This is a genomic window from Lonepinella sp. BR2357 (genome assembly GCF_051851525.1).
GTDB lineage: Bacteria > Pseudomonadota > Gammaproteobacteria > Enterobacterales > Pasteurellaceae > Lonepinella.
The window spans coordinates 47,039-72,183 of sequence record NZ_JBPDVG010000001.1; the positions used below are offsets into that span (position 1 = coordinate 47,039).

A 25,145-nucleotide genomic window follows, 5' to 3' on the forward strand; every position below is an offset into this window, starting at 1 on the left:
TTTCCTATTGCGGGTTTTCTGCTGGTGTGCCTTGGGAGGCAAGGGTTAATTGAAAGATCACATCACTTTCAATGGAAGAGTCCGTCTGATCGGCTTGCTGAATCTGCAGCGACACCACATGTAACCTCGGGTATTGCGCTAAAAGTGCGGTGATAAATTGCTGAAGATCCTGAAAATAACCTTGAATATGCAGGCTTAGTTGCGGTTTTTGATTAAAAATCCATTGTGGGTTTTCAAGCTGTAAAGGGCCAGATAACTGTTGAATGGCTTGATTAATCGGCGCTAACTGATTGGCTAATTCAGGAGTTAATAAATGCTGTTCAAGTTGTTGTTTAACCTGTTGTAATTGCTGTTGTTTTGTCACCATATCTTGTTGTATTTGGCGGTTGGTTTGCTCGCTTTGGTGCAATAAATAATAATGCGAACCGCCTTGAAATAGCGGCCAATATAACATGGTGCCACCCAGCAACAAGAGGCCGCTGAGTTGTTTTAGGGGCGACAGTTTTAACCACTTGCCCCATAAGTTATCGGGGTTATTCAGTATCGTCCAAGGCATGTGCGTGCTCCATATTGACTAATTGTAAGCGAAATTCAAATTGCAGCCGGCCGTCAGTCTGCGGTGAAAATTGCGCCAGTTTTAATTGCTTGATCTGTGGGGATTGTTTAAAAAATTGATGAATTTGTTCAAACTCACTTTGCTGTTGAGCCAGTCCTTGCAGGCGAAATTGTTGGGCGGAAAATTGTAACCCCGTCAGTTCGCCTTGTTGCAAGGGTAACTCCGCAAGCAAATCAAATAAGGCGGTGACAAGATCTGTCGAAATATCCACCGCACTTTGCTTGCCTTGTTGCTGTAAACGTTGTTGAGATTGCACTAATTTTTGCTCCATTTGATGATGTTGCAGCTGGATAGTCTGTTGTTTTTGTTGTAGCTCGGCATATTGCTGTTGATAATGTTGCGCCATTTTATCCAACGCAAATCCGCTGAGAGCGATCAATATCACGCACACACCCAGTCGCCATAGGCCTTGCCGACTGCGTTGTTGATGCTGTTCAAGGCGCCAAGGCAATAAATTGATTGTACTCTCTTGTTTATTGTTCATCTTGTTCATCCATTTGCCAACCTGTCTTCCATAACGCAGCGCCTAAGGGAATCAGGGGAATGTCAGAGGTGACCCGTTGATGTGGCACGGAAAAATGGTAGTCTGGCAGCGTGGAATAGTACAAAATCTTATCAATGGGTTGCTCGTAGCGTTGGGTAAATTGTTGATATAACTCGGTTAAATCTGCTTGCTTGGATTGCGAGAGAATTTGCCATTCCTGCTGAGTTTGACGGAATAACAGGGTGAATTGTGTATCTTGATAAATATATAAACTTTGTGCAGAGGGCGTGCTGTTTAACACATAGCGAAAGGCACGATAAAGGCAGCCCGTCATGGTATCAAGTACTTTTATTTTTAAGGGCAGAAAGTGGGTTAATAAACCTTGTGCCACCTCTCTTTTTACTGCAAATATATCCAAGCGTAGCCCTTGTTTTAATGGTGTTGTGACATAATCAAACCAAAGCTCATCAAGCGGAATTGGCAATTCCTTTTCTATGGTGTAACGGCATTGCTGTTTGCATTCACTTTCTGCTAACTGTTCCTGTAACAATAAATTTTTATACCACACTTGATGGGGCAAGCAGGGGGTGACCCAATCAATTGACAAAGGCCGTGGGGTGGTCATGTGTGCAGGCAGTTGTTCGTATAAAGTGGTGCGAATATCGGTGATGGCAAGATGTGTGACACGACAAAAGTGCGGTGTTTTTTTGGCGTTTTTCTCGTCCGTAAACCAAACCAGCTCATAATGATGTTTGGTTATCCAGATGCCAACTTGTAGGCTGTTGTGTTTTTTGATGAATTTTCCCATTTGTTGTCCTTTTCTGTTGATTTTTACTTTCGTTTAAGGGTGTTAATCTTTATACTATTCACATGAAGTATGAACGAGAAATCAAATTCACGCATTAATTAAGAGTAAATTTTGGAATGAAGATCACAAAATTAATATTAAGCACCTTACTCACCCTGATCATTTTGGGCTGTGTGTTGGTGGGATTAGGCTATATGCACATCAAATCACAACTTCCTGACGTGGAAAGTTTGAAAACCGTGGAACTGCAACAGCCTATGCAAATTTATACCGCTGATGGAAAACTGATTGGCGAAGTGGGGGAACAGCGCCGTATTCCAGTGAAATTAGCCGAGGTGCCGAAACAGTTGATTAATGCCTTGATTGCCACCGAAGACAGCCGTTTTTATGAACATCATGGCGTGGATCCGGTGGGGATTGCTCGGGCGGTGTCGGTGGCGATCAGCAATGGTGGCGCCTCACAAGGGGCGAGTACGATTACCCAACAGTTGGCGCGTAATTTCTTTTTAACCCCTGAAAAAACCTTAATGCGCAAGGCCAAAGAGGCGGTATTGGCCATTGAAATTGAAAATACCTTAAGCAAAGACGAAATTCTAGAACTCTATTTAAATAAAATTTATTTGGGCTACCGTTCTTATGGCGTGGCGGCGGCGGCTAAAACCTATTTTGGTAAAAATTTAAATGAATTGTCGTTGTCTGAAATCGCCGTCATTGCTGGCTTGCCAAAAGCACCGTCCACCATGAATCCATTGTATTCCTTAAAACGGGCAACGGAGCGCCGAAATGTGGTGTTAGGTCGGATGCTTGAAACCCAATTTATTAGCCAAGAAGAGTACAAGCAAGCGGTGAATGAGCCCGTGGTAGCCTCTTATCATGGCGCCCAGTTAGATTTCCGTGCCGATTATGTGACGGAAATGGTGCGCCAAGAAATGGTGAAACGTTATGGCGAAGACGTGTCCTATAATCGGGGTTATAAAGTGTACACCACGGTGTTGTCGCAAGATCAATATCAAGCCCAGAAAGCGTTGCGTAAGAATGTGATAGATTACGACCGACGCCATGGTTATCGTGGTGCAGCGACATGGTGGACACCGAGCGAAAAAGCGTGGGAGCCAGAGAAAATTATTGATGAATTGCGTAAATTACCTAATTCAGACCCTTTTGTGCCAGCGGTGGTGTTGGCCACAGGCAAGGCCAGTGCGCAATTATTGTTGAGTTCTGGTAATAATGTGACGATGTCCAATGCGGCGATGAAATGGGCGGGCAGTAAATTGCCGAAAACAGGTCAGCAAATTTGGGTGTATCAGCAGGAAAACGGCGATTGGGTATTGGGGCAAATTCCCGACGTGAACTCCGCCTTAGTGGCATTAAACAGTGATAATGGAGCGATTGAAGCCATTGTGGGGGGCTTTAGTTTTGAACAAAGTAAATTTAACCGAGCCACGCAATCCTTGGTGCAAGTGGGATCGACGATTAAACCCTTTATTTACGCTGCGGGGTTAGAAAAAGGCTTGACCCTGTCGAGTGTGTTGCAAGATACGCCTATTGTGATTAAAAAACCGGGGCAAAAAGAATGGCGGCCTAAAAATTCGCCGAATAATTATGCTGGCCCTGTGCGTTTGCGAGTGGGCTTGGGGCAATCTAAAAATATGATTGCGATTCGTACCATTCAAATGGCGGGCGTACCGTTTACGGCGGAATTTTTGCAACGTTTTGGTTTTAAACGAGAACAATATTTTGCTAGCGAATCCTTGGCACTTGGTGCCGCCTCTTTTACCCCGTTAGAAATGGCCAGAGCCTATGCGGTGTTTGATAATGGGGGTTTTTTAATTGACCCTTATTTGGTGGAAAAAGTGTTGGATAACACAGGCAAAGAAATTTTTGTGGCTAACCCAAAAATAGCTTGTTTACGCTGTGATGATATTCCCGTAATTTATGGCACCACCAATGAAAAAATTGACGGTTTCCAAGAAAATACCTCCGCCCTTGAAAAGGGACAGCAAGTACAGAATAATGAAGTCAATGTGGAGCCGGATAACACCGATGTGGCGGAAGACGATAACCCAGAATTAGCCGGTAAAAACGGTCAATTAAAGGACGGTGAAATCAGTTTAATGGCCGACAACTCGCAAAATTCAGCCACGCAATATGCCCCTCGGGTGATCAGTGGGGAAATCGCTTTCTTGATTCGCAGTGCGTTAAATACGGCGATTTTTGGCGAGAAAGGGTTAGGTTGGAAAGGCACCAGCTGGCGTATGGCCAATGAGATCAAACGTACGGATATTGGTGGCAAAACGGGGACAACCAATAATTCCAAAGTCGCATGGTATGCGGGGTTTGGGGCGAATATTACCACCACCGTCTATATTGGTTTTGATGACAATAAGCGCAATCTTGGACGGGGTGAAACGGGGGCGGCCAGTGCTATGCCAGCGTGGATCACCTATATGAAAACGAGTTTACAAGATCTGCCTGAAAGAGAGAACCTGTTACCGGCCAATATTGTTGAAAAGCAAATTGATATTGCCTCTGGCCTGCTTTCTGCCAGTGGTGGTCGGGTAGAATATTTCATTAAGGGAACGGAACCGAAACGTGCCTATGTGCAAGAAAAAGGCTATTACGTGCCACAGGGCTTGATGGAACGGTTTGAGCCAAAACCGAGCGGCGACAGTCATTTACCGCCGGTTAATCCATCAGGTGCGCCACAAGAATTGTTTTAATTGAGAGGCAAGTGCGGTGTAAAAAAGATCATTTTTACACCGCACTTTTTTATTTTGCAATGAGCGATAACCACAATGCCGAAATGGGCATCGCAAGAAACAACGCTGGCAGCATATTGGCGACAGAAAAGGGTTTAATATTGCAAATGCGTAAACCCGTAGCAATCATAATGGCACCACCGACACCGCCAAAATCTGCTTTCATTTCAGGGGTAATTAGCGGCAGAATAATAATGGCTAAATAGGCCAGAATGAATTGCAAGCTCATTTGTGGTAGACAGATTGTACACACGGAAAGACCTAAGGTGGTGGCGAAGATAATGGCGGTGAAAAAATCCAGTGAAGATTTGATAATCAAAATACTGCTATCGCCTACTAAGCCCTCGTGCATGGCACCAAAAATACCCGTGCCACTGAAACTAAATAGCACCATTAAGCCGACAAATTTTTGTAAAAATTCTTCTTGAGAGAGGCCATTTCTTTGTTGTGGAAAGAAACGCTCAACGCCTTTTTTCGCTTGGTTAGAAAGACGATTTATCCAATGTTCAATAGAGAGAATCTCGCCCACAATGGTTCCGATCAACAGGGCAAAGACCATGGCCGGCATACTGGCGACTCGAGAAAGCATGACCACGCCCATCGCCACGGAACAGAGGCCAAAGAGCAAGGTTAAGTTATTGCGTAAACGCTCGGGAATTTTGCCTCCTAAATAGGCACCAAGCAAACCACCAAGCACAATACAGGCACCGTTAATATAAGGGCCGAGAATCATTATCTTTCTCCTAAAAATCAAAGATCGGCAAGAAAAAAGCGGTTAAATTTAACCGCACTTTGTTCAGGTTGAGGGCGTGTTTATTTGCGCAAGCCTTAATGAAATAAACGGCGTTGATGTTTCACTCGTCCACCAAAGCATTGGCTTAATAAAATGAATGCGAAAAGCAAACTGTATACCGCAAAAATAAACACTAACCATTGCACCATGGTAAAATTTAAAAAGGTCCAACTGATTTCACTGCATAACCCTGTGGGATGAAAAACGGCAGGCAACCACTTATCTAAGGGCAGTGTTGAGGGAAAATCCACGTTGACGGGGCATTGATCCCACGGATTAGGATTCAGTTGATAGCCTACATGTTTAATGGATAGCAATAACCCTTTTATGGCCCCCCATAATCCTAAAGCGAGGGCCAATAAACGGATAATCATAAAACGAGGGGCAAGCAAGCCAAGCAAGCCAGAAAACAGCACACCGAATAGCGCTACTCGTTCATAAATACACATCACGCACGGCTTTAATCCCATGCCATACTGAAAATAAAGTGCGGTCAATTCTAAGCACAAAGCAGAAATAAGGCATAATAACCAGATTGTTCGTTGGCTTGACAGCACTTTAATTTTATTCAGCATGCTTGTTCCTTTCTTAACAAATTAATGACCAATCATTGATTCCAATGGAATATGTGGACTACCGATTAAGCCGATATTCATTAACCATTGTGTGACACCAGGTAAAATATATTCGACCGACACTAAACCGACCAAGGTTAATACCAAGGTGTAAGGCAACGCCATATACACCATTCTGCCATAGGATAAACGAATTAATGGCGCAAGTGAAGAGGTGAGCAAGAATAAGAACGCCGCTTGTCCGTTTGGTGTGGCAACGGATGGCAAGTTAGTCCCCGTATTAATCGCTACCGCAAGCAATTCAAATTGTTGTGCGGAAATAGAATTTTCCATTAAGGCTTGTTTGGCCTCATTAATGTAAACTGTGGCCACAAATACGTTATCAGAAATGGCCGATAACAAGCCATTAAACACGTAGAACAGCAAGAGTTGGACATTTTCTGCGGCATTAAGGACAAAGTGAATTAATGGCGCAAATAAGTGTTGGTCGATAATCACCGCGACAACGGAGAAAAAGACCACTAATAACGCCGTAAATGGCAAGGATTCTTGGAACGAACGGCCGATTTCATGTTCGCTTGTCACGCCACAATAGGCCGTGGTTAAAATAATCACGCTTAACCCAATCAAACCCACTGAGGCTAAATGGAACGCTAATCCGATAATCAACCAGACGCCCACAAAAACCTGTACCCATAATTTGACTTTATCTTGTGAAGTCATTTTCATTTCTTGGTTATGGTCAAATTTGGCTAACACCGACCACACTTTACGGGGTAATTTTGTACCGTAGCCAAATAAACGGAATTTTTCAACCAACACACAAGTTAAAAGCCCACAGATTAATACCGGTATTGTCACCGGCCCCATGCGTAAGAAAAATTCCACAAAGTGCCAACCCGATTGTTCGGCGATGATCAAGTTTTGCGGTTCTCCCACCATCGTCATCACGCCCCCCAAGGCGGTGCCCACGGCGGCGTGCATTAATAAACTGCGTAAGAATGCGCGAAAATCCTCTAGCGTGCGTTGATGATGATTAATTTTATCATCATTGGTAATATCGGTGGAATCTTCAAAAGAGCCACCGGACGCCACTTTGTGATACACGCCGTAGAATCCCATGCCCACACTGATAATCACCGCAATCACGGTTAACGCATCTAAAAATGCAGAAAGAAAAGCGGCACTTAAGCAAAAAGCAATAGACAAGACAATTTTAGAATGAATACGCAGCAATAATTTGGTGAACACATAAAGCAACAGCTGTTTCATAAAATAAATACCGGCCACCATAAACATCAAGAGCAAGATGACCTCAAAGTTGGCCATGATTTCTGCTTTTACGTGTTCTGTGCTAGTCATGCCGATGGTAATCGCCTCAATGGCTAACATGCCGCCGGGTTGGAGTGGATAACATTTTAATGCCATAGCGAGGGTGAAAATAAACTCGACCACCAATAACCATCCAGCAACAAACGGATTGATCCAAAAAATAACAGGGTTAATCAATAAAAATGCCACAATCGTGACTTTATACCAATTGGGACTTTTGCCCAAAAAGTTATTCATAAATGCTTGAACATACGTCATATAAATACACCCTTTAAAAATATGCTTTGCATATTTATTATTTTAAACTGATAATAGGCTACTATTCTTACCTGTAAATGAAAAAATTGCTAGTATCTTTGCTCTTTTTGAGTATTTTTTTGATCTATATTAAACAAAGTAGCTAAATATGACGAATCGACAACCATTATTAAAAGCACAAAGCCCTGCGGCCTTAGCCGAAGAATATATTGTGCAAAGTATTTGGAATCAGCATTTTCCTGCTGGCACCGACTTGCCTGCAGAACGTGAATTGGCGGATAAAATCGGTGTGACTCGCACCACCTTACGTGAAGTGCTACAACGTTTGGCGCGTGAGGGGTGGTTGAGTATTCAACATGGTAAACCGACCCATGTGAACAATATTTGGGAAACCGGCGGACCGAATATTATCAGTAAAATTATTCAGCTTGATCGTGGCATTATGCCAACCATTATTGCTAATGTGGTGTCACTGCGTACCAAAATGGCGGAATATTATATTCCTGAGGCGGTTCGTCTGAATCCAGAGGAATCCTTAAAATTATTTGAGAATTTAACCGCACTTTCTGACGACGCACAGGCTTATGCAAAATTTGATTATTATTTATTCCGTCAATTTACCTTTATTGCCAATAAACCGGTGTATGGCTTGATTTTAAATAGCTTTAAGCAAATGTACCATCAGGTAGCCCATTTATTTTTTGTGAATCCCACGTCACGTCAAATTGCCTTGGCCTTTTATCAAGCCTTGCAACAGGCTTGTGAAATGAAAGATAGCGAGCAAGTGGCCGCTTGTATGGCGTTACACCGTGAACGCAGTACCGCCATTTGGGGGGATATTTTGAAACATTTACCTGAAGATTTTGGGTTATAATGTAAAGTAGCATGAAAGATAACGCACTGATTGATTTATTTTTAAATGAACTCTGGTTAGAAAAGGGCTTGTCAGATAATACGATTCAGTCTTATCGCCTTGATCTCACCGCACTGTCTGACTGGTCAGCCAAGCAAACCCTGAGCCTGATCGAAGTGGATGCGGTGCATTTACAACAATTTCTCGGTGAACGTGTCGACAAAGGCTATAAGGCTACTAGCACGGCACGCTTGCTCAGTGCCATGCGCAAATTATTTCAATATTTGTATCGGGAACAATACCGCCAAGATGACCCCAGTGCGGTGTTAAGTTCGCCAAAATTACCCAGTCGCCTACCGAAATATTTAAGCGAAGAACAAGTGGGCGATTTACTTGATTGCCCTTGTACTGATGAACCGCTCGAATTACGGGATAAAGCCATGTTGGAGCTGTTATATGCCACGGGGCTGCGGGTGACGGAATTGGTGTCCTTAACCATGGACAGTATCAGTTTGCAACAAGGCGTGGTGCGTGTGATTGGTAAAGGCAATAAAGAGCGCATTGTGCCCATGGGCGAGGAGGCGGCTTATTGGGTCAATCAGTTTGTGTTATATGGGCGTCCGATGTTGCTGAATGGGCAAAGTTCAGATGTGGTGTTTCCAAGTAAACGAGCCGTACAAATGACAAGGCAGACCTTTTGGCACCGCATTAAACATTATGCGATTTTAGCGGAAATTAATACCGAAAGCCTGTCGCCGCACGTATTACGCCATGCCTTTGCCACCCATTTAGTTAATCATGGGGCGGATTTGCGAGTGGTGCAAATGTTGCTTGGGCATAGCGATTTATCCACCACGCAAATTTACACCCATGTGGCAAAAGAACGCTTAAAACGCTTGCATGAGAAATTTCATCCAAGGGGATAAGTGATATTTGGTGGAAGAATCAAAATAAATTGCGATTTAAGGTTGAAAACATAGGGCATTTATTGAGATAATTCCGCCGTTTTGGTGATCCTTTTTTTATCGTTGAGAAATTTTTACGATATTGGGTCAATTTTTTACTTTAATAATAATGAAAAGATAATAACAATGGCAGAAAAACGTAATATTTTTTTAGTTGGACCTATGGGGGCGGGCAAAAGCACGATTGGTCGCCAGTTGGCCCAACAACTAAGCATGGAATTTGTTGATTCCGATAATGAAATTGAATCTCGGGCAGGGGCCGATATTGGCTGGATTTTTGATATTGAGGGCGAGGCGGGTTTTCGCAAGCGTGAAGAACGTATTATTAGCGAGCTCACTCAGCGTCAAGGGATCGTGCTGTCGACGGGCGGTGGCGCAGTGTTGTCAAAAGATACCCGAAATCATTTATCCGCACGGGGTATCGTGATTTACTTAAAAACCACCGTGGATAAACAATACGAACGTACTCAACGTGATAAAAAACGCCCACTCTTGCAAGGGGTAGATGATGTGCGTCAAGTGTTGGAAGATTTAGCCAAAGTGCGTAATCCGTTATATGAAGAAATTGCGGATATCGTGTTACCCACAGATGAACAAAGTGCGAAATTAATGGCCAATCAGATTATTGATTTGATTGATAATTTTCAAAATTAATCTCTCCCTGAATTAAGGTTAAAAGGTGCAATATGTTAACTGTCAATGTTGAATTAAAAGAACGCCGTTATCCTATTTACATTGGCGAAAACTTACTCAAAGATCCCGCTGTTTATCCCTTGAAATCGGGCGATAAAGTGATGATTGTGAGTAATGAAACCGTTGCACCCTTGTATTTAGCCACGGTCACGCAAACCCTTGAAAAAATCGGTTGCCAAGTGAGCCATGTGTTATTGCCTGATGGCGAAAAGTACAAAACCTTGCCATCTTTAGACTTAATTTTCACCGCACTTTTAAAAGAAAATCACGGCCGAGATACCACGCTGATCGCCTTGGGTGGCGGTGTGATTGGTGACGTGGCGGGCTATGCAGCAGCGAGCTATCAACGTGGCATTAAATTTATTCAAATCCCGACGACGTTATTGGCGCAAGTGGATTCCTCCGTGGGCGGCAAAACGGCCGTTAATCACCCGTTAGGCAAAAACATGATCGGGGCGTTTTATCAACCCATCACCGTGATTGTAGACACCTTGACGCTGAACAGCTTACCGAAACGAGAAGTCAATGCAGGCTTGGCGGAAGTGATTAAATACGGCGCCATTTTAGATTTACCGTTTTTTGATTGGTTAGAACAGCATATTGATCAGCTCGTGGCCTTAAAACAAGCAGAATTGCAATATTGTATCGCTCGCTGTTGCCAAATTAAAGCAGACGTGGTGGCTCGTGATGAAACCGAAAAAGGCGACCGTGCCTTATTAAATTTAGGGCATACCTTTGGTCATGCCATTGAAACCCATTTAGGTTATGGCAACTGGTTACATGGTGAGGCCGTAGCAGTTGGCATGATGATGGCAGCGGCGTTATCGGAACAAATCGGCAATATCCGCCAAGCAGACGTTGGGCGTTTAGAGAAATTATTAGCCCGAGCCAATTTGCCAACGGTCAGTCCCGATACCATGCAGCCTGAGGATTATTTGCCGCACATGATGCGTGATAAAAAAGTGTTAGCGGGTAAATTGCGTTTGGTGTTGTTACGCCATTTAGGGCAAGCCTATGTCACAAGCGACATTGACAAAGCCTTGGTGTTATCCGCCATTATGGCTTGTACGCAAACTGATTAGTTGCTTTTTATCTCATGGCAAAACAGGCGAAAAAATCCGTAAAAAAACACCGCGCTTTTTTAAAATGGGCGGGGGGCAAATTTCGCTTAACGGATGATATTAATCGCCTGTTGCCAAAACAGAAACAATGCCTTGTTGAACCCTTTGTGGGCGCTGGCTCGGTTTTTTTAAATAGCCAGTTTGAACGCTATATTTTAGCGGATATCAATCCCGATCTGATAAACCTATTTAATACCATAAAAGCCGATGTGGAAAATTATATCAAGACGTTGAAACCGATTTTCTTCCACCCCGAGGCCAATTCAGCGAGTTATTATTACGCCCGTCGTGAAGAATTTAACCGTTCCACGGATCCTTTTATCCGTTCAGTGTTATTTGTGTACCTAAACCGTTTTGGCTTTAACGGATTATGCCGTTACAACGCCAACAATGAATTTAATGTGCCTTTTGGTGCCTATAAAAACCATTATTTCCCTGAACAAGAAATGCGTTATTTTGCCGAAAAAGCGCAAAGTGCGGTGTTTATTTGTGGCGATTTTCAGCAAACCTTTGCCATGGCAGATGAACATTCGGTGATCTATTGCGATCCGCCTTATGCGCCTTTAACGCAAAGTAGCAACTTCACGCAATATTCCGGTCATGATTTCGGTTTATTACACCAACAGGCGTTGGCGGAACTGGCGAAACAAACCCAATTAGAGCGGAATATTCCGGTGTTGATTTCCAACCACGACACGAAATTTACTCGCCAGATTTACAAAGGCGCCAGATTTCGCAAAATTCGAGTACAGCGTTCCATCAGCCAACATGGCGCTCGCCGCATTAAGGTCGGGGAATTAATTGCCGTGTTTAAAGTGAAATAAATATTACAAAATGCGACTATTTTTGCAATATAAAATAAATTTGTAATATATATTTCCTCTTTTATGGAAATTTGCTAAACTTTTCACCACTGAGTTGACATGTGAGGAAAGTTTTATGCTACATTCTCAAGCCCAAGCCCCTTATTTACAACCAACAACAGCCATTCCAATGTTGTTATGTGATTTTTATAAAGTCTCTCACCGAGAACAATATCCTGAGCATGCCGAAATTATTTACAGCACGTTCACCCCTCGCAGCAATCACTTAGCGCCCCATTTGGATCGAGCGGTTTCCTTTGGTTTTCAAGCCTTTATTATTAAATATTTACTGAACTATTTTAATCTGAACTTTTTTGCTCGCCCAAAACAGCAAGTCGTCAAGGAATATGTGGCGTTTATTCAGCGCACGTTAGGTATGGACACTACGGGCGAACATATTGCACAATTACATGATTTAGGCTATTTACCGCTCCGCATTAAAGCCATTCCAGAGGGGCAATCGGTGGCCATGCGGGTGCCAATGATGACCATTGAAAATACCCATAAAGATTTTTTCTGGCTGACCAATTATGTGGAAACCTTAATTAATGTGTCTCTATGGCAACCGATTACCTCCGCCTCCATTGCCCGAGTATATCGCCGAACCCTGTTGCAATATGCCGAACAAACCTGTGATAACCACGATCATATTAATTTTCAATCGCACGATTTTTCTATGCGAGGCATGAGTTCCTTAGAAAGTGCAGAAACCTCGGGCGCAGGGCATTTAACCGCCTTTTTAGGCACCGATACCATTCCGGCCATTTCTTATGTGGATTATTACTACGGCAGCCAGAATTTAGTCGGTACCTCAATTCCCGCCAGTGAACATTCCGTTATGAGTTCTCACGGTGTAGATGAATTGCCGACTTTTCGTTATCTTATGCAGAAATTCCCGAATAATATGATTTCAATCGTGGCAGATACCACGGATTTTTGGCATAACATTGCCGTCAATTTACCGATTTTAAAAGCGGAAATTATGGCTCGCCCTGAACATGCCCGTGTCGTTATTCGCCCTGACAGTGGCGAGGCCATGGCGATTTTGTGTGGCAATGCGCAAGCTGAAACTGAGGTAGAATGCAAAGGCTTAGTGGAAAGTTTATGGGATATTTTTGGTGGCACGGTCAATCGTAAAGGCTATAAGGTGTTAGATCCGCATATCGGCGTTATTTATGGTGACGGCGTAAACTTTGAGAAAATGGTGAATATTCTCAAGGGATTACAAGAAAAAGGGTTTGCCTCCAGTAATATCGTGTTTGGTGTCGGCTCCCGTACCTACCAAAGCAATACAAGAGATACCCTCGGTTTTGCGGTCAAAGCCACCTCGATTACGATCAACGGGGTCGAGAAAGCGATTTTCAAAGCCCCGAAAACAGACAGCGGGTTGAAAAAATCCCAAAAGGGACGAGTTAAAGTGGTGGATTTAGATCATTACATTGACGGCTTAACCGCTGACACGGATTTCAGTGACGATAAATTACAGCTTATTTTTGAGAATGGGCAATTATACAATCGCACGGATTTTGATCAGATTCGTCAGTATACTATGTTTGATGTTTAGCGCTAAACGTTATGCAAAGGAAAAGTGCGGTGAAAATAATCTGATTTTAAACACCGCACTTTTAGTTTCCTTGCCCCAATGCTGGATTAATCCTAAACGTCAATTTCGTTATATGGGGCATGTCTTGCTGAATCATACTCAACAACGTCTGTTGATGAAATAACAAACTTTGTCGCACCATGGCATTGGCCACTTCAATATTTAGGCTATTTTCGCTGAAATTGGCAAGGCGATAGAAACCTTTAAATTGAGCCGGAAAAATCTTCCCTAATTTCTCATTTAATTCATGAATTAATAAGCCTTTTTTCATGATCTTCGCCAGCTCTGATCTGGCTAACAGATCCTTGATATTGACGGCTTTTTCATAACGTTTTTGTTTCATCGCTTGTTTTCTCATCAATCGTCCCAATATTTAACGACATTCTAACGGATTTTCGGTATAATTCGATCACTTTTTCTGAGATAACTAAAAATAATGACATTAACAAAAGGTAAGCACAATTTTTGGTCGCAATTACTCGTCAGTATGATTGCGATCTTTGCCTTGCCTGATGTTCAGGTGGTGGAGCGTTCAGCGGACTATCCGCCCGCCTATCAAAATCAATCCATGCAACAACAGGTATTGCGTGCGATTTATCAGATTCAGCAAGAGATTCAGCCGGCTAATTATCCGCCTGCCCATGGGGTGATGGCGATAAAACAGGCGGAATTTCAACCGCACTTTGTGGCCACTATTTTGGCCGAACATGCGCCGATTCGAGGCAGTCCGTTAGCATAATATTGCGTTATTCTTATTTTCCTGTTTTCGTGTTTGACGAAAACGCCATCTATTTTTATAAAGAGAAACAGTATTATGTTAACAACCATTGCCACTAAAATTTTTGGTAGTCGTAACGACCGTGTATTACGTCGTTTAAATAAACAAGTTAAAAAAATCAATGCCCTTGAACCCACCTTTGAGGCCTTAACTGATGATGAACTGCGGTCAAAAACCGCTGAATTTCGTCAACGTTTGAGCCAAGGCGAAACCCTTGAACAACTTTTACCCGAGGCTTTTGCCACGGTGCGTGAGGCCAGTAAACGGACCTTAGGCATGCGTCCTTTTGATGTGCAATTAGTGGGTGGCATGGTGCTGACCAACCGCAATATTGCCGAAATGCGTACCGGTGAGGGGAAAACCTTAACCGCCACCTTGCCTTGTTATCTCAATGCCTTGACCGGTAAAGGCGTGCATGTGGTGACAGTCAATGATTACTTGGCTCGCCGTGATGCGGAAACTAACCGCCCATTATTTGAATTTTTAGGCATGACCGTTGCCGTCAACGTACCGGGCTTGCCACCCGAAGTGAAACGTGAGGCTTATCAAGCGGACATCACCTATGCCACCAACAGTGAATTAGGCTTTGACTATTTACGGGATAATTTAGCCCATTCCGCCGCAGAACGCTTTCAACGTCCGTTGCATTACGCCTTAGTGGATGAAGTGGATTCCATTTTAATTGATGAGGCACGTACCCCGTTAATTATTTCAGGGCCCGCCGAGGACAGTTCAGAATTATATATCGCTATCAATAAGTTAGCCCCGATTTTAATTGAGCAAGAAAAAGAGGACAGTGAGGATTTCCAAGGCGAGGGCGATTACTCCTTAGATTTAAAACACAAGCAAGTGAATATGACCGAGCGAGGTCAAGAAAAATGCGAACAATGGCTGATTGAACAAGGCTTGATGGGCGAAAATGAAAGTCTGTATTCGCCACAACGTTTGGGGTTGGTTCATCATATTAACGCCGCTTTGCGAGCCCATACCTTATTCCAAAAAGACGTGGATTATGTGGTAAAAGATGGCGAAATCGTGATCGTAGATGAACACACGGGGCGCACCATGGCGGGGCGCCGTTGGTCAGATGGTTTACATCAAGCCATTGAGGCCAAAGAAGGCGTGAAAATTCAAGGGGAAAACCAAACTGTCGCCTCCATTACCTATCAAAACTATTTCCGTTTATACGAAAAATTAGCCGGTATGACGGGGACAGCGGACACCGAGGCCTTTGAATTTCAACAAATTTATGGCTTAGAAACCGTGGTGATCCCAACCAACCGCCCAATGATCCGTGATGACCGAACAGACGTCATGTTTGAAACCGAGCAATATAAATTTGATGCGATTATTGAAGATATTAAAGACTGCGTGGCTCGCAATCAACCTGTTTTGGTGGGAACCGTATCCATTGAAAAATCTGAATTGTTATCCAATGCCTTAACCAAAGCAGGCATTAAACACAGCGTATTAAACGCTAAATTCCACGCTCAAGAAGCGGAAATTGTCGCCAACGCAGGTGCTCCAGGAACTGTCACCATTGCCACCAATATGGCAGGCCGTGGTACAGATATTGTGTTAGGCGGTAACTGGAAAGCGGAAATTGACAAGCTAGATAACCCAACGCCAGAACAAATTGAGGCGATTAAATCTGCATGGCAAGCGCGTCATGATATCGTGATGCAAGCGGGCGGGTTACATATTATCGGTACCGAGCGCCATGAATCACGCCGTATTGACAACCAGTTGCGTGGTCGTTCTGGCCGTCAAGGCGACCCCGGTTCCTCTCGTTTTTATCTTTCTTTAGATGATGCGTTAATGCGTATTTACTTAAACGAAAGCAAGCTGAACATGATGCGCAAAGCCTTTAGCACCGCAGGCGAGGCCATGGAATCTAAATTGTTGGCCAAAGTGATTGCCTCGGCGCAAGCCAAAGTAGAGGCGCATAACTTTGATGGTCGTAAAAACCTATTGCAATATGATGATGTGGCCAACGATCAACGTCATGCGATTTATGCACAACGCAATGAATTATTGGATAACGGCGACGTGTCTGAGGCCATTGCGGCCATTCGTACCGATGTGTTTAATACGGTAATTGATGAATATGTGCCGCCACAATCTTTGGAAGAACAATGGGATATCCCGAGTTTAGAAACCCGTTTACGTCAAGATTTCGCTTTAGACTTACCGATTCAACATTGGTTAGAGGAAGATAATCAATTTAACGAAGATACCTTACGTGAAAGAGTGGTCGAGGCCGCCATCAGTGAATACCAACGCAAAGAAGACATGGTCGGTGAAGAAACCATGCGTAACTTTGAAAAAGGCATTATGTTACAAACCCTTGACGAACTTTGGAAAGAACATTTAGCCGCCATGGATCGCTTACGCCAAGGCATTCACTTACGTAGCTATGCGCAAAAAGATCCAAAACAAGAGTACAAAAAAGAATCCTTTGCGATGTTTACGGACATGCTCGAGGCGTTAAAATTCAATGTGGTGAGAACCCTCAGCCGAGTGCAAGTGCGTTCTGCGGAAGAAGTGGAACAAGCGCAACAACAGCAACAACAAGCTGCCGAACAGCAAGCCCAAGCCAGAGAATACAACGGTGCCACGGAAGAAGTGTATGAACAAGTGGCCATGGCGGAAAGCGAACGCAAAATCGGTCGTAATGAACCTTGCCCTTGTGGTTCGGGCAAGAAATATAAGCATTGCCATGGCAATCGAGCGACTCAGGTTTAATCAAGCAGAGTGCGGTGAAAACTGCACTCTTTTTTATAGGAACATCATGCGATGAAGAAAAAATCGGTACAGGTTGCTGCGGGTATTATCCGCAATGAATTTGGCCAAATTTATCTCACACAGCGCCTTGAGGGGCAAGATTTTGCGCAATCTTTGGAATTTCCGGGGGGCAAAGTGGATAAAGGTGAAACGCCAGAACAAGCCTTAAAACGTGAAATTGAAGAAGAAATCGGTTTGCATGTGTTAAGTGCGGTACTTTTTGAGCAATTTTTATTTGAATACCCGACTAAAATTATTCATTTCTATTTTTATTTAGTAGAAGAATGGGTCGGCGAACCCTTTGGCCGTGAGGGACAAGAGGGATTTTGGTTGGCGCAAAGTGAGCTAGATGCGGGATTGTTTCCGCCGGCCAATGCGAAATTGATTGCTCGTTTAAAAGCAGAATCAGTACAATAGGCGAAAAAATAAAGCGGTTTTGTGCCTAAAATCAGGCACAGTTTTTCATTACGTTATAATAAATATGTCACATATGTTAAATCAACAACTTTCTCAACTTATAGCGGACGAACTACATGTTCGCCCAGCCCAAATTTTGGCCGCCATTCAACTTTTAGATGACGGCAACACGATTCCTTTTATTGCTCGTTATCGTAAAGAAATGACTGGTGGTTTAGACGACACCCAATTACGTCATTTTGAAACCCGTTTGATCTATTTGCGTGAATTGGAAGAACGCCGTCAAACCATTTTGAAATCTATTGACGAACAAGGTAAACTCACTGACGAGCTACAACAAAAAATTCTGCAAACCCAGAGCAAGACTGAATTGGAAGATCTTTATCTTCCGTATAAACCCAAACGTCGCACCAAAGGCCAAATTGCCATTGAGGCGGGACTTGAGCCATTGGCAGAGTTATTATGGACAGAACCGAATCATGATCCTGAAAGTACGGCGAGCCAGTTTGTGAATGCGGAGAAAGGCATTACTGACAGCAAAGCCGCATTAGATGGCGCAAAATATATTTTAATGGAACGTTTTGCCGAAGATGCCGCACTGTTGGCGAAAATTCGTCAGTATTTACAGCAAAGTGCAGTGTTAATTTCCAAGGTTTTTGAGGGAAAAGAAAGCGAGGGCGCCAAATTCCAAGATTATTTTGATCATCAAGAGCCGCTGAAAAATGTGCCATCACATCGAGCATTGGCTATGTTGCGTGGCCGTAATGAGGGGATTTTGCAACTCAGTTTAAATGCCGATCCTGATGCCGAGGAGGGCAGTCGTTCAAGCTATTGTGAGGAAATTATCCGTGAGCATTTAGGCGTGCGTTTCAATGCACAACCCGCCGACAAATGGCGTGAGCAAGTGATTGCATGGACGTGGAAAATCAAGGTGGCGTTACATTTAGAAACCGAATTAATGGGCGCCTTGCGTGAAAAAGCGGAGGACGAGGCCATTGATGTTTTTGCCCGAAATTTAACCGCACTTTTAATGGCGGCGCCGGCGGGAGCGAAAAATACCATGGGTTTAGACCCCGGTTTACGTACGGGTGTGAAAGTGGCCGTGGTGGATAACACAGGTAAATTGTTAGATACGGAGACAATTTATCCACATACCGGTCAAATGGATAACGCATTAGTGACCTTGTTTAAATTAATCAAAACCCATCATGTAGAATTGATTGCCATTGGTAACGGTACCGCCTCACGGGAAACGGAACGTTTTGCCAAGGAAGTGATTAAACAAGTGCCACAAGCACCACAAATTGTGGTGGTGAGCGAGGCGGGGGCATCGGTGTATTCGGCCTCGGAGCTGGCGGCACAAGAGTTTCCGCAATTAGATGTGTCCTTGCGTGGGGCGGTGTCTATTGCTCGTCGTTTGCAGGATCCCTTGGCGGAACTCGTGAAAATTGAACCGAAAGCCATTGGGGTGGGACAGTATCAGCATGATGTGAACCAAGCGCAATTAGCACGCAAATTGGATGCGGTGGTGGAAGATTGTGTAAATGCGGTGGGCGTGGATTTAAACACAGCCTCCTCGGCATTATTGGCTCGAGTGGCAGGCATGAGCAAAACCTTGGCGCAAAATATTGTGGATTATCGTGATGAACATGGCCGTTTTGACAGCCGTGCGGCATTGAAAAAAGTCCCACGTCTCGGGCCAAAAGCCTTTGAACAATGTGCGGGTTTTATGCGCATTAATAACGGTAAAAATCCGCTTGATGCCTCGGGGGTTCACCCTGAAACCTATGCGGTGGTAGAAAAAATCTTGCAAGCCACGGAACAATCCATTCAAGCGCTTATGGGCAATGCCAGTGCGATTCGTCAGCTCGATCCGAAACAATTTACGGATGAACAGTTTGGTTTGCCGACGGTGAAAGATATTTTCAAAGAATTAGAAAAACCGGGCCGTGACCCTCGGGGTGAATTCAAAACCGCCAACTTTATGGAGGGCGTGGAGGAGATTACTGATTTAAAAGCGGGCATGATTTTAGAGGGAACCATTACCAACGTGACTAATTTCGGGGCCTTTGTGGATATTGGCGTACATCAAGACGGGTTGGTGCATATTTCCTCGTTGTCGGACAAATTTGTGGAAGATCCCCATCAAGTGGTGAAAACCGGTGATGTGGTGAAAGTCAAAGTGTTAGACGTGGACGTGGCACGTAAACGTATTGCGTTAACCATGCGGTTAGAAGAAAGTGCGGTGCAAAAAGACAAAAAAGATCCGAAAAATGACCGCACTTCGGCACCAAAACGGCCTGAACGACATACGCAAGCATTCACTAACAATGCCTTTGCAGATGCGTTGAAAGGCTGGAAAAAATAATTTTACTTTAATATTAAGGATAGTATATGGGTATCTACGCTTATATCTGTTTTTTGTTTGGCATTTCGATTTTATTGGCGTTCATCACCCATAAAATCAGCGACCGAGTGCAATCCACCATTGCCATTACGGCCTCTGCCATGGTGGGATCGTTGGTGTTATTGCTGTTAGGCTTTTTAGGCTGGTTGCGCTTAGATAACGTGGCTACCCATATTATGGAAGAACTGGATTTTAAAAACTTCTTGCTGAACGGTATGCTCGGCTTTTTGCTGTTTGCTGGGGCGTTAGGGATTAAATTGCCTTTAATGAAAGATCAACGTTGGGAAATTGCCACTTTCGCCTTATTCTCCACCTTATTTTCTACCCTGATGATTGGCGCGCTCATTTATTATGCGGCGAATTTATTAGGTTGGCAGATTGATTTTATTTATTGTGTCGTGTTTGGTTCGTTAATTTCACCAACCGACCCGATTGCGGTGTTGGCGATCATCAAAAATTTGCGTGCGCCGAAACGCCTTTCCATGCAAGTCGAGGGCGAGTCCTTGTTTAATGACGGGGTTGGCTTAGTGATTTTTACCACTATTTTTGCCGTCGCATTCGGGGGCGAAGAAGCCTCTATCTCGGGGATCTCGACCTTGTTTTTACATGAGGCCGTGGGCGGTATTTTATTTGGTTTAATTACTGGCACGGTATCGCATTATTTGATTTCTGCCACCGACGACGGGAGTTTGGAGATTTTAATCACGCTTACCATTCCCACGACGGGCTTTATGGTCGCCAACTTTATGCACGTATCGGGTGCGCTCGCCATGGTGGTATCGGGTATTTTAATTGGTAACTGGACTCGTCGTCATGGATTTTCAGAACAAAGCCAACGTTATTTAGACCACTTCTGGGAAATGATCGACCATTCGTTAAATTCCTTATTATTCTTGTTAATCGGCTTGGCTTTGTTATTAGTGGACTTCACTTGGGCCAGTTCAATCATGATGTTAATTGCCATTCCTGCTTGTCTATTATCTCGTTATATTAGCGTTTGGTTGCCGTTCAAAGTGATGCAACGGTTCCGCCAATATAATCCCTACACAGTGAGAATCCTAACTTGGGGCGGTTTACGCGGTGGATTAGCCCTTGCTATGGCGCTGAGTATTCCAAGTCACGTGGCATTAATGACCGGTGATGATGTGGTGGTGGATGTGCGAGATTTAATTTTGTTAATGACCTATGCCGTGGTGACCTTTTCAATTTTGGTACAAGGTGTCACCATTGAGAAAATGATTGAACGCTCTAAACTGGTGGACCCAAAACGTCAAGCCTATGTCAAACTGGGTGCCGGTGATGATTATACGCCCGATGTATAATGACTGATTTCACCTTGTACTAGAGGTGCAAGGTGAAAAGTGCGGTTTATTTTTCACGATTTTTTCTTAAATTCTGATAAAATAGCGCCACTTTTTTATTAACTGAATATCAATATTATGAGCTTATTAAACGTATTAATTTACCCCGATGAACAACTCCGTACCTTGGCTGAACCCGTGACGGAATTTACTGATGAATTGCAAACCTTTATCGACAACATGTTTGAAACCATGTACGAACACGAGGGGATTGGATTGGCCGCCACCCAAGTGAATGTGCATCAACGTGTGATCACGATTGATATTGAGGGCGACAAAGCCAATCAACTGGTGTTAATCAACCCTGAAATTTTAGAAAGTGCTGGTGAAACTGGCATTGAGGAGGGCTGTTTGTCGATCCCAGGTTTTCGTGGCTTAGTGCCTCGCAAAGAAACCGTAAAAGTACAAGCCTTAAATCGCCAAGGCGAAAGTTTTACAGTTGAGGCCGATGGCTTGTTAGCTATTTGTATTCAGCACGAAATCGATCATTTAAACGGTGTATTATTTGTGGATTATCTCTCGCCTTTAAAACGCAACCGGATTAAAGAAAAGTTAGTCAAATTACAAAAGCAAATGGCGAGAGGAAATGCCTAATTTTCATAAAAAACCTCGTATGGCAATACGAGGTTGATGTGATATGCCCCATATTCCCGTATGGGGTTCTCTGTAATTAAAACCGTTTACTTAACTCTAAATACACCTGATGTTTATCGTAGGTGTAGAACACGTGGTTACTTTTGGTTTTGTGATAGCTATAAGTTAAGCGTGGCGTGATACCTTTGTAGTGAATAGCTCGATGCCAAACAGACAAGGCGGCACCGTATTCTTTATTACGTTGCGTAACATTAAAGACTGGCAAGGGGCCTTTGTAATTTTTTTGACCGTAGCTTAAATTCACTCGAGTAGATAAACCTTTGCCCCATTCTTGCACCCAACCGAGATTGATTGCACGGCGCACATAGCTGTCATCACTGTCACGAGTGCTGGTGCGGTTGTAACTGAGGTTGAGATACCAATATTGTTGGGCGTTGCGTAAATAACTTAAGCCACTCGAAATATAGTGAGTGTTACCGTTTAAGTGCTTGCGATCGGTATAGCGTTGTTCGCTATATTGATAATTCGCACGCCACTGCCATTTTGGGGTGAGCCAATAGCTAAAAGCGAGTTCACCCCCACCAGATTTAGAAAAACGTTTCAGGCTTTCACTGCCCTCACGGCCACCCGCATACAAGGTTTGTTCCCAAAAGGGAATCAGGCTAAGATCGGTGCGTCCAGTTTGATAACCAAGACCAAAGCCACCGTGCATGGTCATTTCGTTAAATTTTTTGTTGTTCCAGTAATATTTGCCATACAAGGAGAGATCTAATTGATGATAGCCACCATTGCCCCATGACCATTTTTTACTGGCATCTAAATTATAACCAAAACCTTGTGCAGACTGACGTTTTGGTGGCGTCCAGTTGCCGTAAGTTGTCCCTGATTTAGGGGCGTTGTTGATGTTAGGATCGTTCAGATAAGTCAAGCCGCCACCAACGTTCCAACGGTCTTTTTGATGAATAGCATCAATGTAAGCGTCCACTAAGCGAACGACTTCAGGCGCTATTTTTTCACTGCGTAATTTCTCAAATTGCCCCTCGGCCGCATCGTATTCTTTGTTTTCAAATAACACCGCAGCAAGCTGTAAACGCACAGGGAGGATGTCATTGTGTTCCGCCAGAATGTTACGATAAAGGCGGATGGATTGGCTGTAATCCTGTGCTTTGCGTGCCAAAATCGCTTGTTGCCATTGCGTCAATAAAGGATCTTGCCATTGTGGATCAATTTTTTGATAAATCGGGTATAAAATCTCCACCGTTTCGACGTTACCTTTTGCCACAGCGGGGAGTAATGCACGAATGACGAGTTCTGGTTGATGGGCCAGTTCTTCTTTACTAATAGAGAGAGAATGGCTTTCCGTTTTCGATGCCACAGGGGCTGGGTTTTGTTTGGCTTGTTGTGTCTGTAATTGGTAATCGCTGTCTTTCCCGTTCATGCGTTGATCATTAAAATGGCGATCAATCTCACGCTGTTGTTCTGAGGTAGCGGTGGTTTCGGCGGCCCAAAGTACAGTGGGAAAAATGGTCATAAATAACAGTGCAAACGCTGAATGAGAAAATAAGGTTGGTTTCATTGTTTATCCTAAATATATAATAATGAAAATAGTTTACATTTATTTAATTTTCAGCGCAAATGTAAAATGACGGTTTTCTTGTTTAACCCTCAATTAATCCCGCATTTTGCAGAAAATGCGCAATGCCGTCTTGCTCAATATGATCGGTGACAAAATCTGCCACCGCTTTTAATTCATCACAAGCGTTACCCATGGCTACGCCAACCCCAACGGTGCTTAACATTTCCAAATCATTTAAGCCGTCACCAAAGGCCATCGCATTTTCTTTTTGTAAACCTAAATGGCCCAATAAGTGCAAAATTCCCCGTGCTTTGGAACCTTGTACATCAAATAAATCCACCGATTGTTCATGCCAACGTACGGTTTTTAAGCCATTTAAAATGCCGGAACTGGCGACCAATTCATCTTGGCTTTCATCATAAAATGGTAGAATTTGGAACACTTCATGATGTTGATAGTAGTCTTTGTCAATATGATAAGCGGTTTTCAACGGATCCACCGCACTTCGCACTTGATCAGTAATGCGAGATACCGCCAAATGTTCATTAGACACAAAGGCATAATCAATCTGTTGTTGCTCAAAAAAGGCGACGACTTCGGCAATCTTTTGCGTCGGAATGGGTAATTTATCCACCACTTGACCCTGATGTACCACATATTGCCCGTTCATGGTGACAAAAGTATTCAGGCCGGTTTGTTGCACTAAGGCTTTAATTTTCGGTGGGAAACTGCAAGGCGAGCGGCCCGTGGCAATGGCGGGAATAATACCTTTTTGTTGTAATTGTTGAATCGTTGGCAATACGCTTTCTGGCAAATAATCTTTATCTTTGACAATCAATGTTTCGTCAATATCAAAGAACACAATTTTAATTTCATCAGTTAAATGGGTTAAATCCATACAAAATCCTTGAACTCTTTTTGCTAATACGCCATTATTATGAATGAATTTCGTCTTCAGGTTAAGTATTATTCCATAAATTAAGGAGAAAAAATGAGTAACGTAACTTTAGCTGGCAATCCCATTGATGTGGCGGGTCATTTCCCCAGAGTGGGCGACACCCTTGAAAATTTAACGTTCACTAACAGCAAACTGGAATCCGTGTCTTTTGCTGATTTTGCGGGTAAACGTAAAATTCTGAATATTTTCCCGAGCATTGATACGGGGATTTGTGCGACGTCGGTACGCAAATTTAATCAACAGGCTGCAGATTTAAATAATACCGTGGTGTTGTGTATTTCCGCCGATTTGCCTTTTGCCCATGCTCGTTTTTGTGGGGCAGAGGGGATTGAGAATGTGCAAACCCTGTCTACGTTCCGTGATAAATCGTTACATGAAAAATTGGGCGTGAATATTACTAGCAGCGGGTTAGCGGGCTTAACTGCACGTTCGGTGATCGTGTTAGATGAAAATAACAAGGTGCTACATGCCGAATTGGTCAGCGAAACCAAAAGCGAACCCAACTATGAAAAAGCATTAGCCGTTCTATAAAAATGTAGGGGCGGAC

General features: G+C 43.5%; 23 protein-coding genes. 14 read left to right on the forward strand and 9 right to left on the reverse strand.

Annotated features, from left to right (window positions below; translation table 11 throughout):
* Nucleotides 1–4: 4 nt before the first annotated feature.
* Genes ACTG7L_RS00225 through ACTG7L_RS00235 form a run of 3 tightly spaced genes read right to left on the reverse strand, consistent with a single transcriptional unit; the run spans nucleotide 5 to nucleotide 1,908 of the window.
* A complete protein-coding gene (locus tag ACTG7L_RS00225; RefSeq protein WP_439286938.1) occupies nucleotides 5–556 on the reverse strand; it encodes a competence protein in 552 nt (183 codons plus the stop codon).
* Nucleotides 534–1,100 (reverse strand): hypothetical protein, encoded by a 567-nt coding sequence (locus ACTG7L_RS00230; protein WP_439286939.1) that lies wholly within the window; start codon nucleotides 1,098–1,100, stop codon nucleotides 534–536. The genes ACTG7L_RS00225 and ACTG7L_RS00230 overlap by 23 nt, the downstream gene beginning before the upstream one ends.
* Nucleotides 1,090–1,908: a hypothetical protein gene (locus ACTG7L_RS00235; protein WP_439286941.1), complete on the reverse strand. Its 819-nt coding sequence runs from the start codon at nucleotides 1,906–1,908 to the stop codon at nucleotides 1,090–1,092. The genes ACTG7L_RS00230 and ACTG7L_RS00235 overlap by 11 nt, the downstream gene beginning before the upstream one ends.
* A gap of 116 nt (nucleotides 1,909–2,024) precedes the next feature.
* Here ACTG7L_RS00235 and ACTG7L_RS00240 point away from each other — a divergent pair, with 116 nt between their 5' ends.
* Nucleotides 2,025–4,628, forward strand: coding sequence for a penicillin-binding protein 1A (locus tag ACTG7L_RS00240; protein ID WP_439286942.1), 2,604 nt, complete (start codon nucleotides 2,025–2,027; stop codon nucleotides 4,626–4,628).
* A gap of 49 nt (nucleotides 4,629–4,677) precedes the next feature.
* On the opposite strand, the gene ACTG7L_RS00245 is transcribed toward ACTG7L_RS00240, so the two are convergent.
* The 3 genes from ACTG7L_RS00245 to nhaB form a co-directional block, all read right to left on the reverse strand.
* Complete coding sequence (locus ACTG7L_RS00245) at nucleotides 4,678–5,400, reverse strand: DUF554 domain-containing protein (protein WP_439286943.1); 723 nt, start codon at nucleotides 5,398–5,400, stop codon at nucleotides 4,678–4,680.
* A 95-nt stretch (nucleotides 5,401–5,495) separates the two neighbouring features.
* Complete coding sequence (gene dsbB, locus ACTG7L_RS00250) at nucleotides 5,496–6,035, reverse strand: disulfide bond formation protein DsbB (RefSeq protein ID WP_439286945.1); 540 nt, start codon at nucleotides 6,033–6,035, stop codon at nucleotides 5,496–5,498.
* Between the two features lie 21 nt (nucleotides 6,036–6,056).
* Nucleotides 6,057–7,625 (reverse strand): Na(+)/H(+) antiporter NhaB, encoded by a 1,569-nt coding sequence (gene nhaB, locus ACTG7L_RS00255; RefSeq protein WP_439286946.1) that lies wholly within the window; start codon nucleotides 7,623–7,625, stop codon nucleotides 6,057–6,059.
* 148 nt (nucleotides 7,626–7,773) lie between these two features.
* Between nhaB and fadR the strand changes: the two genes are divergently transcribed.
* The 6 genes from fadR (at nucleotide 7,774) to ACTG7L_RS00285 (ending at nucleotide 13,684) form a co-directional block, all read left to right on the forward strand.
* Nucleotides 7,774–8,499: a fatty acid metabolism transcriptional regulator FadR gene (gene fadR / locus ACTG7L_RS00260; protein WP_439241430.1), complete on the forward strand. Its 726-nt coding sequence runs from the start codon at nucleotides 7,774–7,776 to the stop codon at nucleotides 8,497–8,499.
* 11 nt (nucleotides 8,500–8,510) lie between these two features.
* The gene (gene xerD, locus ACTG7L_RS00265; protein WP_439286947.1) at nucleotides 8,511–9,404 is read left to right on the forward strand and encodes a site-specific tyrosine recombinase XerD; all 894 of its coding nucleotides are present in this window, start codon (nucleotides 8,511–8,513) and stop codon (nucleotides 9,402–9,404) included.
* 165 nt (nucleotides 9,405–9,569) lie between these two features.
* Nucleotides 9,570–10,097 (forward strand): shikimate kinase AroK, encoded by a 528-nt coding sequence (aroK, locus tag ACTG7L_RS00270; RefSeq protein WP_439241426.1) that lies wholly within the window; start codon nucleotides 9,570–9,572, stop codon nucleotides 10,095–10,097.
* A 32-nt stretch (nucleotides 10,098–10,129) separates the two neighbouring features.
* Complete coding sequence (aroB, locus tag ACTG7L_RS00275; RefSeq protein WP_439286948.1) at nucleotides 10,130–11,218, forward strand: 3-dehydroquinate synthase; 1,089 nt, start codon at nucleotides 10,130–10,132, stop codon at nucleotides 11,216–11,218.
* Nucleotides 11,219–11,232: 14 nt separating this feature from the next.
* The gene (locus ACTG7L_RS00280; RefSeq protein WP_439286950.1) at nucleotides 11,233–12,081 is read left to right on the forward strand and encodes a Dam family site-specific DNA-(adenine-N6)-methyltransferase; all 849 of its coding nucleotides are present in this window, start codon (nucleotides 11,233–11,235) and stop codon (nucleotides 12,079–12,081) included.
* Between the two features lie 115 nt (nucleotides 12,082–12,196).
* Nucleotides 12,197–13,684: a nicotinate phosphoribosyltransferase gene (locus tag ACTG7L_RS00285; protein ID WP_439286951.1), complete on the forward strand. Its 1,488-nt coding sequence runs from the start codon at nucleotides 12,197–12,199 to the stop codon at nucleotides 13,682–13,684.
* A 61-nt stretch (nucleotides 13,685–13,745) separates the two neighbouring features.
* Here ACTG7L_RS00285 and ACTG7L_RS00290 read toward each other — a convergent pair whose 3' ends face one another.
* Nucleotides 13,746–14,066, reverse strand: a complete 321-nt coding sequence (locus ACTG7L_RS00290; RefSeq protein ID WP_439286953.1) for a DciA family protein — start codon at nucleotides 14,064–14,066, stop codon at nucleotides 13,746–13,748.
* A 93-nt stretch (nucleotides 14,067–14,159) separates the two neighbouring features.
* On the opposite strand from ACTG7L_RS00290, the gene secM reads away from it, so the two are divergent.
* The 6 genes from secM (at nucleotide 14,160) to def (ending at nucleotide 22,064) form a co-directional block, all read left to right on the forward strand.
* On the forward strand, nucleotides 14,160–14,462 hold the full coding sequence (gene secM / locus ACTG7L_RS00295; protein WP_439286955.1) for a secA translation cis-regulator SecM: 303 nt from the start codon (nucleotides 14,160–14,162) through the stop codon (nucleotides 14,460–14,462).
* Nucleotides 14,463–14,537: 75 nt separating this feature from the next.
* On the forward strand, nucleotides 14,538–17,246 hold the full coding sequence (secA, locus tag ACTG7L_RS00300) for a preprotein translocase subunit SecA (RefSeq protein ID WP_439286957.1): 2,709 nt from the start codon (nucleotides 14,538–14,540) through the stop codon (nucleotides 17,244–17,246).
* Between the two features lie 51 nt (nucleotides 17,247–17,297).
* Nucleotides 17,298–17,702, forward strand: a complete 405-nt coding sequence (gene mutT / locus ACTG7L_RS00305; protein WP_439286959.1) for an 8-oxo-dGTP diphosphatase MutT — start codon at nucleotides 17,298–17,300, stop codon at nucleotides 17,700–17,702.
* Between the two features lie 73 nt (nucleotides 17,703–17,775).
* Nucleotides 17,776–20,070 carry a Tex family protein gene (locus ACTG7L_RS00310; RefSeq protein WP_439286961.1) on the forward strand — a complete coding sequence of 765 codons (2,295 nt, stop codon included), beginning with the start codon at nucleotides 17,776–17,778 and terminating at the stop codon, nucleotides 20,068–20,070.
* 26 nt (nucleotides 20,071–20,096) lie between these two features.
* A complete protein-coding gene (locus ACTG7L_RS00315) occupies nucleotides 20,097–21,431 on the forward strand; it encodes a cation:proton antiporter (protein WP_439286963.1) in 1,335 nt (444 codons plus the stop codon).
* A gap of 117 nt (nucleotides 21,432–21,548) precedes the next feature.
* Nucleotides 21,549–22,064 carry a peptide deformylase gene (gene def / locus ACTG7L_RS00320; protein WP_439286965.1) on the forward strand — a complete coding sequence of 172 codons (516 nt, stop codon included), beginning with the start codon at nucleotides 21,549–21,551 and terminating at the stop codon, nucleotides 22,062–22,064.
* A gap of 76 nt (nucleotides 22,065–22,140) precedes the next feature.
* Here def and ACTG7L_RS00325 read toward each other — a convergent pair whose 3' ends face one another.
* Together ACTG7L_RS00325 and ACTG7L_RS00330 are read right to left on the reverse strand one after the other, a co-directional pair.
* Nucleotides 22,141–23,640 (reverse strand): surface lipoprotein assembly modifier, encoded by a 1,500-nt coding sequence (locus ACTG7L_RS00325; RefSeq protein WP_439286966.1) that lies wholly within the window; start codon nucleotides 23,638–23,640, stop codon nucleotides 22,141–22,143.
* Between the two features lie 82 nt (nucleotides 23,641–23,722).
* Nucleotides 23,723–24,538 carry a Cof-type HAD-IIB family hydrolase gene (locus ACTG7L_RS00330; RefSeq protein WP_439286968.1) on the reverse strand — a complete coding sequence of 272 codons (816 nt, stop codon included), beginning with the start codon at nucleotides 24,536–24,538 and terminating at the stop codon, nucleotides 23,723–23,725.
* 93 nt (nucleotides 24,539–24,631) lie between these two features.
* On the opposite strand from ACTG7L_RS00330, the gene tpx reads away from it, so the two are divergent.
* A complete protein-coding gene (gene tpx / locus ACTG7L_RS00335) occupies nucleotides 24,632–25,129 on the forward strand; it encodes a thiol peroxidase (protein ID WP_439286970.1) in 498 nt (165 codons plus the stop codon).
* Nucleotides 25,130–25,145 lie beyond the last annotated feature (16 nt).